The sequence below is a fragment of the Streptomyces sp. NPDC059169 genome, from assembly GCF_042755225.1.
Classification (GTDB): Bacteria; Actinomycetota; Actinomycetes; order Streptomycetales; family Streptomycetaceae; genus Streptomyces.
The window spans coordinates 276,861-289,617 of the sequence record NZ_JBHZCF010000004.1; the positions used below are offsets into that span (position 1 = coordinate 276,861).

The window sequence follows — 12,757 nt, forward strand, 5'->3', positions numbered from 1 at the left end:
CTGGCGGACCGGGCACGGGGCGCACGGGGCCTGGGATCGAGGCTCCGTCGAGCCGTCCGGTCAGCCCAGTGCCCGGCGGACGAAGTGCCACAGTGCCTACCCGGTACCGCAGGCCCCTTCCCGGCACCGCCGCGCCGGTGTCACCCCTTCACCGCCTCACTTCGCTCAGTTCCAGCAGGTGCCCGTCCGGGTCCCGGAAGAAGCAACGGACCTCCATGCCGTGGTCCACCGGCGGAGTGAGGAAGTCGGCGCCCCGAGCCCGCAGGGCGTCGTAGGCGGCACGGCAGTCGGGCACCCGGAAGGTCATCTCGTGGCTCGCCCGGTCCGGGTCCTCGGGCGGGGCGAACGTGACCCGGGGTTTGTCGGCGGTCGGTCCGCCACCGGCGACCAGAAGCAGCCAGGTGCCGCACAGCCGCAGTACGGCGCTGGTTCCGCCGTACTCACGCACCAGCTCGGCGCCCACGACGTCACGGTAGAAGTCGCGGGACCGGTCGACGTCACCGACGACCAGGAGGTGGGTCAGTTCCGCGCCTTCGGGGAACGCAGTCGTCATGACCGGTGTCCTCCCGGTGCTGTAGCCGTGGGGGTGGAGCGGAGCCGGTGGAGCGTCATGACTCGGTGCGCTGTGTCACGGGCGCGCTGCTGCCGTCACCGAGGAACTCGTACCAGCGGTGCTGCAGGCACGGGTACCGCACGTCCGCCTCCACCAGGCCGAGGAACGAGTCGACGGTCGCCGCCAGCCGTTCGCGCAGCCCCGCGTCGGCCAGGTCGCCGTCGTCGGTGAAGGCCTGGTGGGCGGCGGCGAGGCTGAACATGTCCGGGTAGACACGGGCGCCGAGGTGCTCCAACGGGACGCGCAGTGCCCACAGCCCCCGGTTCCCGCCGACCATGGACGGGGACGCCGAGACCAGCATCGCCTGCTTGTCCTTGAACGGCTGCGGCCGGAACCGTGACACCCAGTCGATGGCGTTCTTCACCGGGCCCGGCACGGACGCGTTGTACTCCGGAGAGGCGATGACGAGCGCGTGGGCCGCCCCGATGCGGTCGCGGAGCGCGGCGGCGCCCTCCGGCTGCCCGTGGGCCGCCTCGACGTCCCCGTCGTAGACGGGGGTCTCGAAGTCCCTCAGCCGTGCGAGGTCGACCGCGGCCCCCGCCTCCTCGACGAGCGAGGCGACGAGCGAGGCCAGGCGCGAGTTCACGGAACCCGCGCGCGAGGAGCCGGAGAGGACGAAGACGCGCAGGTCCGTGCGGTCGACTGGCGGGGAAGCGGCGCGTGCGCCGTCCGGGGAGGGGTGGGGGTCCGTCATGATGGCGCCTTTCTCGTCGCTGGCGGTGCCGCTCCGGGGCGGCACCCGCCGTGTGTTCCGCCGGTGCGCGCGGAGCGGTCCCGCGCCGGTGTGCACCCCTCCGCGAGAAGATCCTGACCCTCCTGGACCGTGTGCGCATCCGCGGGAGCACCGCTCGGACCGGGAGCCGCAGGAGGTGGTGACACGTCCACGGGTTCCACGGTACGCCTCAATGTTGACGTGTCAACCTCTAGGGTGCGGGTGATTGCTGCCGTGGGAAGCCCAACAGGCCGCGCCCTTGCCGCAGAGCGTGCCTCCTACTCCCCGCCGGTTCTGGCGCCCAGCCGGTGGGTGACGTTCTCCGCCATCGCGGCGAGCGCTTCCAGTTGCTCCCGGGACAGTGCGTCGACGAAGATCCGGCGCACGTTCGCGGCGTGTACGGGGGCGGCCGAGCGGATCGCCTCGAGTCCCTCGGGGGTGAGCACCGCGTAGGCGCCGCGCGCGTCGGTGGGACACTCCTCGCGTCTGAGGAGTCCGCGGCCTTCCATCCGGCGGACCTGGTGCGACAGCCGGCTCTTCTCCCACCGGGCCTGGGCGGCGAGTTCCTGCATCCGCAGCCGATGGTCCTCGGCTTCGGAGAGCGGCACGAGCACGCGGTAGTCGGCGAGCGACAGGCCGCCCGCCTGGCGTAGACCCTGGTTGACCTGCTCCTCCAGTACCTGGCTCATGGCGATGAAGCCGTGCCAGGCGCGCTGTTCAAGGTCGTCCAGCCACTGAGGTTCGGTCACCGGTCGAGATTATCCCCGCGCTGATTGACGCATCAACCCGGTACGAGCCCGGGTGGCGGGCGGCTGCCGCCCCGGCGGGACCGCCGTGCTGATCCGGGGCGGCGAACGGTCGCCCCCCGTCCCTCCGGTGGCCGCCGCCAGGAACACCCCGTCGCCCTCGGTGGACGGCCACCGTGGCGACCCGGGTGCACCGCCGTCGCCGTGGCCGCGGCGACCAGTGCGCTCCGTGGGGCACACGGGTGGTGCCGGTCCGTGAAGCGCCCGGTCCTGCGGACCGGTGTGTCCAGCGGATCGTGCCCGGCCCGCTCGGCGGTCGGAACCTCACAGCGGCACGACGGTCACCTCGGTCGCCTTGACACCCGTCCAGACCGGAGTCCCGTCGGCGAGGCGGAGTTCGGCCGCCGCCTGGGGAGTGATCTCCGCGACCAGGTCGGGCACCTGCTCGGAGGTGATCAAGACCCGCAGCCGGCTCCCGCTGGTGGTGATCTCCCGGACCGTTCCCCGCCAGACGTTGCGCGGACTGCCGGTCGGCTTCTCCCGGTGCACGGAAACCGCCTCGGGAGCGATGATCGCGAGCACGTCGCCGCTCTCGGGGAGGGGGTCCGCGACCACGAGGAACCCTCCTGCGGAGAGCGCGAGCCCGCCGCCGGCCACCGTGCCGGGCCAGGCGTTGCGGCCGAGCATCCGGGCCACCCACGGCGAGCGTGGATGTCGGGTGACCTCGCCCGGCGATGCGTCCTGCAGCGCGCGTCCCCCGTCGAGCACGAGCACCCGATCGGCGAGTGACACGGCCTCAACCGGGTCATGGGTGACGATCAGGCAGACGCCGCCGAAGCCGTCGAGGTGCGTGCGCAGGGTGTGCCGTACGCGGGCGCGGGTCGTTTGGTCGAGCGCCGCGAGAGGCTCGTCGAGCAGCAGCAGGCGGGGCTTGGCCGCCAACGCCCGGGCCAGGGCGACCCGCTGGGCCTGCCCGCCGGAGAGTTGGGCTGGCCTGCGGTGTGCGAGGTGGCCGACGCCGAGCCGGTCGAGCCACTCCTGCGCGCTGCGGCGCGCCTCGGTGCGCCGCACACCGCGCGCACGCAGCCCGTACGCCGTGTTGGCGAGGGCGCTCATGTGCGGGAACAGCGCGCCGTCCTGCGGGACCCAGGCGACGTGGCGGAGGTGCGGCGGCAGACCGGTGACGTCGGTGTCACCGAGCCGGAGTCGGGCGTGTGCGCGGGGGGTGAGGCCGAGCAAGGACCGCAGCAAAGTGGTCTTTCCGGCGCCGTTGGGACCCACGACGGCGATCGTCGTGCCCGGTTCGGCGTCGAGGGTCAGCCTGTTGAAACCGGTGACCTCGGCGTGCAGCGCCCACCGCTCCCGTGGCTCCTGAGGCTCCTGAGGCGCCGTGGCCGCTTCGGGGGCGGGCGCGTCCGCCGTGGGGCCCTGCACCGCGGGCCCGTGCGCCCCTGCGCTGCGCCCGCGCGGCGTTCCGGCCCAGCGGCCTCGCAGCGCGATGAGAACGATCATGGCGATCGCGAGCAGCAGCAGGGAGACGGAGGTGGCGGCCTCGGGTTGCTCCTGCAGCAGCAGGTACACCTGGAGCGGCAGGGTCTGGGTGACCCCGGGGAGGTTGCCCGCGAAGGTGATCGTCGCACCGAACTCGCCCAGGGCACGTGCCCAGGTGAGGGCCGCCCCGGCGATCAGGCCGGGAGCCACCATCGGCAGCGTCACGGTGAGGAACACCCTCACCGGAGGCGCTCCGAGCGACGCGGCGGTCTCCTCGTACCGAGGGCGCAGCCCGCCGAGTGCGCCCTCGAGACTGATCACGAGGAACGGCATGGCGACGAAGGTCGCGGCGATGACGGCGCCGGAGGTGTGGAACGGGAGCGTGATGCCGAAGGAATCCTCCAGCCAGGGGCCGAGCAGCCCACGCCGTCCGAAGGCGAGCAGCAGGGCCACGCCACCCACCGTCGGCGGCAGCACCATGGGCAGGAGGACCAGGGCGCGGACGAACGCCTTGCCGGGGAAGGACACCCGGGCCAGCAGCCAGGCGAGCGGGACGCCGAGGAGCAGGGACAGTCCGAGTGCCCAGAACGAGACGAGCACGGAGAGCTGCAGCGCTTCCCTGGTGCCCGGGCTCGTCAGATGGGATCCGACCTGGTCCCACCGCGTGCGCACCAGGATGCCGGCCAGCGGAAGGAGTAGGAAGGCGACGGCGAGCAGCGCGGGAACCACCAGTACCAGGGGCCCTCGGGCAGCGGGTGCACGGCGTTCTCCCGCAGCGGCACGGGAAAGGGTGCGGCGGTTCTTCATCAGGACGTCCCTGGGGTGCGGGCGGCGGGTGGCGGGTGGCGGTCGGGCCGCCCGCCCCGAAACGGGCGGCCCTCACCGCTGTGGCGGGTTACGGCTTCTGGAATCCCGCGTCCTGGAGGACCTTCTGCGCCTCCGGACCGCTGAGCCAGGCGACGAACGCGGACGCCGCCTCGGCGTTCTTCGACCCCTTCAGGGTCGCGGCCGGGTAGGAGGCGATCGCGTTCTGCGCATCGGGGATCTCGATCGCGTCGACCCTTTCGGTCGCGCTGGACGCGTCGGTCCGGTAGACGAGTCCGGCGTCCGCCTCGCCCAGTTCGACCTTGCTGAGCACGGCCCGGACGTTGGGCTCCTGGGAGACCGGTCGCACCACGACGTTCTGGGCGTCGAGGATCTTCCTGCTGTAGCGGCCGACCGGAACTTCGGGGCTTGCGAGAACGACTTTGAGCGTGGGGTCGGACAGATCCGCGAGGCCGTCGATCTTCTTCGGATTGCCCCCGCCGGTCGCGATCACCAGCCGGTTCTTGGCGATCACGCTCGGGGTCCCGGTGTCGGACCTCAGGCCGTCCATGGTCCTGGTGTCGGCCGTGACCAGTGCGTCCGCCGGAGCGCCCTGCTTCACCTGGGCGGCCAACTCCTGGGACCCGGCGAAGGAGAACCTCACCTTCGTGCCGGGGTGGGACTTCTCGTACACGGCGCCTGCGGTCGTGAACACGTCCGTGAGTGAGGAGGCGGCCAGGACCGTCAGGTCGGCGGCGGGGGCCTTCGTCGAGCCGGTGGCCCCCGTCGTGCCCTCCTTCGTCTTTCCGTCGCCGATGCAGGCGGCGAGCGGAACGAGCAACGCGACCGACAGGGCGAGTGCGGCGCGGCGTCTGATGGGCGTGGGGGGCATGGGGGAACTCCTCGGGGGAGAGGTGGGCCGGCTGGTGCCGTCCGAGCGGGAGGTGGTGGGCCGTGTCGGTGAGTGCGGCGCCGCTGGTCGCGCCAGCAGGTAGAACGAGGTCGACGAGTGCGGTGGACGGCGCGCGACCGACGGCCCGGCCTGCGGCTCTCAGGGCCCGCTTCTGCCGATGCCTCCGTCGTCTGGGGAGAGCCGGGCGGGGGCGCGCCGGTGCTGGACACCTCCCGCCGGTCCGTCACCGTGCCCGGCCGTGGTGGCGGTGGCGGGAACGGTGTCGTGCATCGAAGTGGTGGAGGGAGCGCGCCCATCGTGCCGGTGTGTCACCTCGACGGCGAGGGCCGCCCGACCACGGCGGGCGACGAGGTGGCGGCCGGTGTCCTGGCGGTGGGTCGCGGGACGGCGGGCGTCGGCCCGGCGATGCGCGCTGTCCGGACCGAACCCGTGCAGACGTGCCGTCCTGCCGAGGTTGAGGAACTGCATATGCAATACGCTAGGCCGTTGGTCCTGGCATATGCAATATTCTTGTAGATAGACACCCGCAGATGCCGCATCGGCTGGAGGAACTGCCAAGCAGGCCGGACCGTACGGGGTCGGCGCAGGCGCGTCGACGGAACGACGGCCGCGGTGGGGCCGGTGGCCCTCCACGGCCCGGTCGGCGCCCGTCGAGCGGTATGCGGCGGCGCAGGCGTCGTGGTCCGCAACGGCTCCCCGGTCCCGGGGGAAGGCCGAGGTGGCCACGGTGCGTGGCACAGGTGGGGAATCCGCGTCGCCGATCGGTCGACGTGTACTCCGTGGGCCGAGCATCCGCAACCAGTCCCCCGGTGTCGTCATCGCCGCCACCAGCGGTGGCCGTGTCCACCGTCGGCGTGCGTCCCGACGGGATCGGCCAGGTCACCGCCGCCGTCCCCACCGAGGCCGTCCCCGGGCTGGGCCTCGCCGAGGGCACCCGGGTCCGTCCGTTGGCCAAGTCCCCTGCCCCACCGGTGAATCCGGGCCGTCCCCGTGCATCGCCGTGGAGGTGCCCACGGCTGGTTCCGCACGTCGACACGTCGACGCCGGTGGTTTCAGGGGCGGATCTTCGGTGACCCGTAGGAGGACCGGTTGCACGTCTGCGAATGGAGGAGGTACTCCCGTGGAGATCGAGAACTGGCGCCATGACGCGGCATGCCTGGACGAAGACCCCGACCTGTTCTTCCCGATCGGCAACACCGGACCGGCGTTGCTGCAGGTTGCCGAGGCCAAGGCCGTCTGCCGGGGCTGCCCGGTCAGGGAACAGTGCCTCCGGTGGGCCATCGAGCACGGCCAGGACTCGGGTGTGTGGGGAGGACTCGGGGAGGACGAACGGCGTTCCCTGCGGCGCCGGATGGCGCGCCGCCGTTCGGCCGCGCGGGGCGCCGGCTAGTCGAGCCCCGCAGTCGGAAGGGTCGGGGCGCTCGCGCGGGGACGGTCGCCGGAGGCCTTCCCGGCTGCTGCGGCGGTCCGGGTCCTGCGAGTGCTCGGGGCCGCGACCTGCTGGTTCTCGCAGGGCACGACGTCAACGTGGACGTCACTGACACCGAGACCACGTACCGCAGGATCCTCCGGCCCGAACACCTCACCGTCCGGCACTACCCGGACGCGGCGCACTCCCTGGTGAAGGACGACGTCGAACGGTCGGGGACCGAGCTCACCCTGACGGCGGTGTTGCCCCGCGCCCTGTTCGCGGAAGGGTTCCTGGACGACCAGGAGCGGGTCCTCCGCGAACTGGACACCGGCCTGGCGCAAGGGCGTTGACGGACGACATCGTCACCGGTGGCGGACCGACCGGGCTGATGCTCGCCTGCGAGCTGCGGCTGCACGGGCTGCGCTGACGCAGTGGTTCGGCGCCCGCGACCGGCTGAACGCGGCGACGTCCACTGTGCTCTCCCCTGTGCCGGACGGTCCCTCCTCACGAGGGCGGCGGGCGTGCCCTGGGCCGTGTGCGGGACGGGCGCGTCAGCCCCGCCGCCCTGGTCCCGACGGTAGGATCGGGCGACACGTCCACGCAACCGTGGGAGGCCGAACACCCATGCCGGACCAGCGCGTTGTGATCGTCACCGGAGGGGGAACCGGCATCGGTGCGGCCACCGCACGGATGCTGCGGGAGTCCGGCCACGACGTCGTCGTCTCGGGGCGGCGGCCGGAACCGCTGCACCGGGTCGCCGCCGAGACCGGAGCGCTCGCCCACCCGGCGGACACCGCTGACCCGGACGCCGTGCGCGGCCTCGTCGACGCCGTGGTGGCACGCTTCGGCCGGATCGACGGGCTGGTCGTCAACGCGGGCACCGGACGCAGCGGAGGCGTGGACGAGTTGTCCGACGAGGACTGGGACAGCGTGCTGCGTACGAACGTCACGGGCCCCTTCCTGCTGATGCGGGCGGCCCTGCCGCACTTGCTGAAGGCCCGGGGCTGCGTCGTCGCGGTGGCCTCCGTCTCCGCGCTGCGCAACGGAGTGGGCAACGCCGCGTACGCCACGTCCAAGGCGGCACTCCTCCAGTTGTGTCGTTCCCTCGCGGTCGACTACGGGCCGAGGGGCCTGCGCGCCAACACGGTGTGCCCCAGTTGGGTACGGACGGAGATGGCGGACCGTCGGATGACCCGGTTCGCCCAGGAGGCCGGGCTGTCCGACGGCGGAGTCGAGGAGGCGTACCGGGAGGCGACCCGGCTGCTGCCCGCGCGCCGGGCGGGAGAGCCGCGCGAGGTGGCCGAGGCCATCGCCTGGCTGATGTCGCCGTCCGCGTCCTTCGTCAACGGCGCCGTGCTGACCGTCGACGGCGGTGTGACCGCACTGGATCCCGGAACCGTGCCCTTCGGCTTCCGCATCAGTCCGCGCGACGGCGAGTAGGGGGCCGGCCGGGTGGTCGTCCGCCCGGTGGCCCCAGCCGTGCCGTTCCGCACGGGAAGCGGCCCGGCGCGATCAACCACGACGGCTCCGGGTCACCTACCTCGTGGATCCGGCCGGCCGCGCCCAGGAGTCCAGCACCGCGGCGTGGGGTGGTCGGCCGCAGTGCTCAAGAAGCGTCCGTCCTGGGTGCACCCCGGTGTACCCAGGACGGACGCTGCTGCCGGAGGCGGTGTGTGGGCACGTCCGACCGCCGGCGGCTCGCGCGACGTACGTGCCCGTCGGCAGCCGGCCGCGCGCCCAGCCCGACTGGTGCGCCCGTCATTTCCGCTCGCGGGGTGCGCGCAGCCTTCGTCGACGACCACGTTGCGGTGGAAGCTTCGGCTGCTTCGGACCCTTGCCCATGCATACGGCCGAACGTATTCTTTGCTCATGGATGCCACCCAGCTCACCGAAGAGTCCGACCCCTTCTGCCTGCCGCCGCTGGACGCCGCCGCGCTGCTCTTCGACGCCCCCTGGCACCGCTACGCCGTCATCGGCGACAGCCTGTCCGCGGGCACCGGGGATCCCACTCCCGGATATGCGGACACGGGCTGGTCGGACAGGTTCGCCGGCATCCTCCGCAGGGTCCGGCCGGACCTGGAGTACCTCAACACCGCGGTAATCGGTGCCACGACGGCCGACACGCTGGAAAAGCAGATCGAGCACATGCTGGAATTCGGTCCCGATCTGCTCCACGTGCCGTGCGGAGCGAACGACCTCGTGCGCCGGAAGCCCGACTTCGACGGGATCGAGCGAACCATGCGGCGCATGTACGATCTCGCGTCGTCGACCGGTGCCCAGCTGACGACGTTCACCTTGGGGAAGGCGTACGTCGTGCCGGTGTTCCCCGACTGGGCCGACCGCGTGGTCAGGCTCAATGGCATCACCAGGGCCCTCGCCGCCGAGTACTCGGCCGTCGTCGTCGACATGTGGGCCCACCCGATCAACGCCCGGGAGAACCTGTTGAGCGCGGACCGCATCCACTTCTCCACCTCGGGGCAGGCGGTGATGGCCACCGAAGTGGCCAAGTCGCTCGCCCACGTACTCGCTCACTCCACCCACGCGTGACGGCGGGCCGGTCCGGCCTTCACGGACCGGCCGTGTCCTCACGCCTCCGGCGCGGGGCGTCCCGGAGGCGTCAGGACGCCATGCGCAGGGCGACCCGCGGACGCGGACGACCGGTCGACGGGATCAAGAGGCGCGAGCCGGCGTCCGGCGCGGAGCCCGATGCGGCGCGCAGTTCGCCCCCGGGTTCGATGTCCAGCTCCTCCCTCAGCACTTGCTCGGCGTTGCGGTACGCCTCGACCGCTTCCGCGTGCCGGCCCATGCGCTGCAGCGCGACGATGTGTCGGGCTCTGATCGACTCGTTGAGCGGATCTCCGGCGATGAACCGCCTGGCGTTCAGCACGATCTTCTGGTTCTCGTCGAGCGAGAGCCACGCGCCCATCAGCGTCTCCCGCGCCGCGGCGCGCCACTGGTGCAGTTCGTCGGCCGCGCCGGCCACGACGGGTCCTTCGAGGGCGTCGAGCAGGGCGTCGCCCCGCCATAGCGACAGTGCGTCCTCGAGCATGGTCGCGACCACGGAAGGAGTGGACGGCGCCAGCTCGAAGGCCTGCTCCACCAGGTCGACGAACCGGTGGGCATCGACCGCGCCCCGATCCAGGTTGAGTCGGTAACCGGAGTTGACCGTCTCCAGGACGCCCTTGCCGCCATGACGGTGCAGCCAGCGGCGCAGTCGGGCGACGTGGGCGTGCACGGCGTTGATGGCGTCGCCCGTCGTCCTGGTCAGGTCCAGTTCCTCGATGAGCTCGTCGCGGCGGACCTCGCGGTCGGCGCGGAGCGCGAGGACGGCGAGGATGCTGCGCAGTTTCAGGCCGCTCAGCACCGCCGCATCATTGTGAATTGTCACGCGCAAAGGGCCAAGTATGCTTATTTCCGCGATGGCCACTGTCGTTATCCCCCTACAGCAAAGACAAGAGACGCACCTGCGAATTTCCAGGCCGGAAAATGTTCATCATTGAACACTCGGTGATCAACGGGGTTGAGCTTATCCGGGGGGCTGTTCCGTATACATCCCACACATTCGAGTGGGGCAACCCACTCGAAATAGTGGCCAGTGATTGCTGGCGTACTTCCGGGACTGATTCGCGTTATGGTTCAACGAATTCTGGTGTCGAACAAATGGTGCAACCCCTATCGAACGAGGTACGATCGACCGTATGCGAAACGCCACGGACCCGACGCGGACGGAGATCACTGACAAGCGCCTCCTGCGCGGCGCAAGAACGCGCGGAGTCGTCCTCCGCCAGGCCGTGGACCTCGCTTCGCTCGAAGGCCTCACCCACCTCAGCTTCGGTCGCCTCGCCACCGACACCGGGCTCAGCAAAGCGGGCATCCAGACGCTGTTCAAGACGAAGGAAGCGCTGCAACTGGCGACCGTCGAGTTCGCGCGCGAGATGTTCATCGACGCCGTCATCAGGCCGGCGAGGTCCGCGCCCCGCGGCGTCAGGCGCCTGCGGGCACTGCTCGACCACTGGACCGACTACGCCGGGGCACCCCTGTTCGCGGGGGGATGCTTCCGTGCCGCCAACCTCGCGGAGTTCGACAGCAAGCCGGGGCCGGTGCGCGACGCGCTCTTCCACGACCAGCGGGAGTGGCGGGAGAGCCTCGCGAGCGAGCTCCGGTACGCCGTGGCCTCGGGTGAGATCGCCGAACTCGACATCGACCTGGCCGTGTTCCAGATCGACGCCCTGCTGTGTGCCGCCAACACCGCCCTGCGGACCGGTGAGGGCGACGTGATGAACAAGGTCCACCGCATCATCGACGGATTCCTCCAGTCCCCACGGTGACGGGCGGTCCCGCCCGCTCGGGACGAGCCCGCGGTCGTTCCTCGCCGCAGGGTGCGGCTGGCTCTCCGAGGAGAACGAACGCCGGTGCGGCGGACCGGTCGAGGTCCGCCGCACCGGCGTGGTGCTCTCGGCCAGGTGGGACGGCGCCGAGTGGCTGGGCGCCGGGCCCGGCCTTCAGTCCTGGGCCTTGGCCGGCTTGGGCAGCAGGAAGACGAGCAGCGACGCGAGCGACGCGATGACGAACGTGGTGATCGACGCCATCGCGAAAGCGTGTCCGGCGGCCTCCACCGCACCGTCGGCTGCGGGGTGGAACGCATTGAAGAAGACCGCCCCGATCACCGCGACGCCCAGTGCGCCACCGATCTGTTGGGCGGTCGACAGGGCCCCCGAGGCCATGCCCACCGTCTCCGGGGCGATCCTCGTCAGGACCGTGTTCAGCAGTGGCGTGATGAGCAGACCGCCGCCCACGCTCTGCAGCATGAGTGTCGGGATCACCAGCATCGGCGTGAGCCGCGGACCCGACAGCAGCACGACGGCGGTCGTCAGGTAGCCGACCGCGAGGACCACCGAACCGACCTCCAGGACGCGGCGCCCGTACTTCGGCACGAGCCGACCCGCGACCATGCTGAAGACGAAGAAGGTGACCGCGGCGGGCGTGTACACCAGCCCCGCGCCGAGGGCGGACTTGCCGAGTCCGTCCTGCATGGAGACGGACAGGGCGAGGTAGTAGGAGCTCAGTAGCGCGTACACGGCGAGGACGAGGACGATCCCGAGCGAGAACGACCGCTGTGAGAACAGGGACAGCTTCATCAGCGGGTCACCACCCCGCCGGTCGACGGCCCGTTCCAGTGCGATGAACACGCCGAACGCGACCGCGCTGGCGGCGAAGCAGGCCCAGGTCCACCACGGCCAGCCTTCTTCGCGTCCCTGGATGAGCGGGTACGTGAGCAGTAGCAGTGCTGCGCTGAGGGAGAGGACTCCGGGCACGTCCAACCTGCGGGCGCCGGTCGCGCGGGACTCCGGCACGAACTTCAGGGCCGCCAGGACCGTGGCGAGTCCGATCGGTACGTTCACCCAGAACACCGAGCGCCAGCCGGAGCCGAACAGATCGGCTCCGATCAGCAGCCCGCCGACGAGCTGACCGCTGATGGTGGCCATGCCGATGACGATGCCCAGCGTGCCGAACACCCTGGAGCGCCTCTTCTCGGGCACCGTCAGGGTGATGAGGGCGAACACCTGGGGCACCATCAGTGCGGCCCCCAGGCCCTGGACGATGCGCGACACGATGAGTACGCCGGGGCTCTGCGCCATGGCGCAGGCGACGGACGACAGGGTGAACAGCGTCGTTCCCAGGACGAAGACCAGCCTGCGCCCGTAGAGGTCGGCGAGGCGCCCTCCGGTGATCATGAACACGGCGTAGCTGAGCTGGTAGCCCGCGAGGACCCACTGCAACTCGCCGGCGGACGCTCCCAGGTCCTCCTGGATCGCGGGACCGGCCACGACGACGATGAACGAGTCGAGGATCGCCATGAACATCCCGACCATGACGATCGACACGGCGCGCCAGGGCACGGCGGGCGCCGCACTCTCCGGCGGCGCCGCAGTCGCCACGACCTGGTCTCGGGCATTCGTCACGGGGACATTCCCTTCTCGTCTGTGCTGGTCGGTGAGAGAGATCTCACGTAGGGCGGTCGCCGCCGCCGCGCACAGGCCCCTACGGGGGATGAGAGGCCTGTGCG

At 71.3% G+C, this 12,757-nt stretch carries 13 protein-coding genes; 5 read left to right on the forward strand and 8 right to left on the reverse strand.

The genetic code is table 11. The features are described 5' to 3' along the window. Positions 1 to 148 precede the first annotated feature (148 nt). From ACFXOM_RS09790 to ACFXOM_RS09815, 6 genes are all read right to left on the reverse strand, one after another. Positions 149 to 553 carry a VOC family protein gene (locus ACFXOM_RS09790; RefSeq protein WP_384944332.1) on the reverse strand — a complete coding sequence of 135 codons (405 nt, stop codon included), beginning with the start codon at positions 551 to 553 and terminating at the stop codon, positions 149 to 151. 55 nt (positions 554 to 608) lie between these two features. Further along, entirely contained in the window at positions 609 to 1,310 is a 702-nt protein-coding gene (locus tag ACFXOM_RS09795) for an NADPH-dependent FMN reductase (RefSeq protein WP_384934519.1), read from the reverse strand. A gap of 293 nt (positions 1,311 to 1,603) precedes the next feature. Continuing rightward, on the reverse strand, positions 1,604 to 2,074 hold the full coding sequence (locus ACFXOM_RS09800) for a MarR family winged helix-turn-helix transcriptional regulator (protein WP_384934153.1): 471 nt from the start codon (positions 2,072 to 2,074) through the stop codon (positions 1,604 to 1,606). A gap of 321 nt (positions 2,075 to 2,395) precedes the next feature. After that, positions 2,396 to 4,369: an ABC transporter permease gene (locus ACFXOM_RS09805; protein ID WP_385037578.1), complete on the reverse strand. Its 1,974-nt coding sequence runs from the start codon at positions 4,367 to 4,369 to the stop codon at positions 2,396 to 2,398. Positions 4,370 to 4,457: 88 nt separating this feature from the next. Further along, positions 4,458 to 5,258, reverse strand: coding sequence for a molybdate ABC transporter substrate-binding protein (modA, locus tag ACFXOM_RS09810; protein ID WP_385037581.1), 801 nt, complete (start codon positions 5,256 to 5,258; stop codon positions 4,458 to 4,460). A gap of 159 nt (positions 5,259 to 5,417) precedes the next feature. Beyond that, positions 5,418 to 5,747 (reverse strand): MerR family transcriptional regulator, encoded by a 330-nt coding sequence (locus ACFXOM_RS09815; protein ID WP_385037584.1) that lies wholly within the window; start codon positions 5,745 to 5,747, stop codon positions 5,418 to 5,420. A 652-nt stretch (positions 5,748 to 6,399) separates the two neighbouring features. Between ACFXOM_RS09815 and ACFXOM_RS09820 the strand changes: the two genes are divergently transcribed. The 4 genes from ACFXOM_RS09820 to ACFXOM_RS09835 all read left to right on the forward strand — a co-directional run bounded on the left by ACFXOM_RS09820 (position 6,400) and on the right by ACFXOM_RS09835 (position 9,237). Next, positions 6,400 to 6,669, forward strand: coding sequence for a WhiB family transcriptional regulator (locus tag ACFXOM_RS09820; RefSeq protein ID WP_384944336.1), 270 nt, complete (start codon positions 6,400 to 6,402; stop codon positions 6,667 to 6,669). A gap of 137 nt (positions 6,670 to 6,806) precedes the next feature. Then, positions 6,807 to 7,040, forward strand: coding sequence for a hypothetical protein (locus tag ACFXOM_RS09825; RefSeq protein WP_384934164.1), 234 nt, complete (start codon positions 6,807 to 6,809; stop codon positions 7,038 to 7,040). A 274-nt stretch (positions 7,041 to 7,314) separates the two neighbouring features. Next, positions 7,315 to 8,130, forward strand: a complete 816-nt coding sequence (locus ACFXOM_RS09830) for an SDR family NAD(P)-dependent oxidoreductase (protein WP_385037587.1) — start codon at positions 7,315 to 7,317, stop codon at positions 8,128 to 8,130. Positions 8,131 to 8,559: 429 nt separating this feature from the next. Further along, complete coding sequence (locus ACFXOM_RS09835) at positions 8,560 to 9,237, forward strand: SGNH/GDSL hydrolase family protein (RefSeq protein WP_385037590.1); 678 nt, start codon at positions 8,560 to 8,562, stop codon at positions 9,235 to 9,237. A 70-nt stretch (positions 9,238 to 9,307) separates the two neighbouring features. Here ACFXOM_RS09835 and ACFXOM_RS09840 read toward each other — a convergent pair whose 3' ends face one another. Beyond that, positions 9,308 to 10,078, reverse strand: a complete 771-nt coding sequence (locus ACFXOM_RS09840) for a BTAD domain-containing putative transcriptional regulator (protein ID WP_384934170.1) — start codon at positions 10,076 to 10,078, stop codon at positions 9,308 to 9,310. A gap of 310 nt (positions 10,079 to 10,388) precedes the next feature. Between ACFXOM_RS09840 and ACFXOM_RS09845 the strand changes: the two genes are divergently transcribed. Further along, positions 10,389 to 11,018, forward strand: a complete 630-nt coding sequence (locus ACFXOM_RS09845) for a TetR/AcrR family transcriptional regulator (protein WP_384934173.1) — start codon at positions 10,389 to 10,391, stop codon at positions 11,016 to 11,018. Positions 11,019 to 11,192: 174 nt separating this feature from the next. On the opposite strand, the gene ACFXOM_RS09850 is transcribed toward ACFXOM_RS09845, so the two are convergent. Further along, positions 11,193 to 12,653 carry an MFS transporter gene (locus ACFXOM_RS09850; protein ID WP_384934176.1) on the reverse strand — a complete coding sequence of 487 codons (1,461 nt, stop codon included), beginning with the start codon at positions 12,651 to 12,653 and terminating at the stop codon, positions 11,193 to 11,195. Positions 12,654 to 12,757 lie beyond the last annotated feature (104 nt).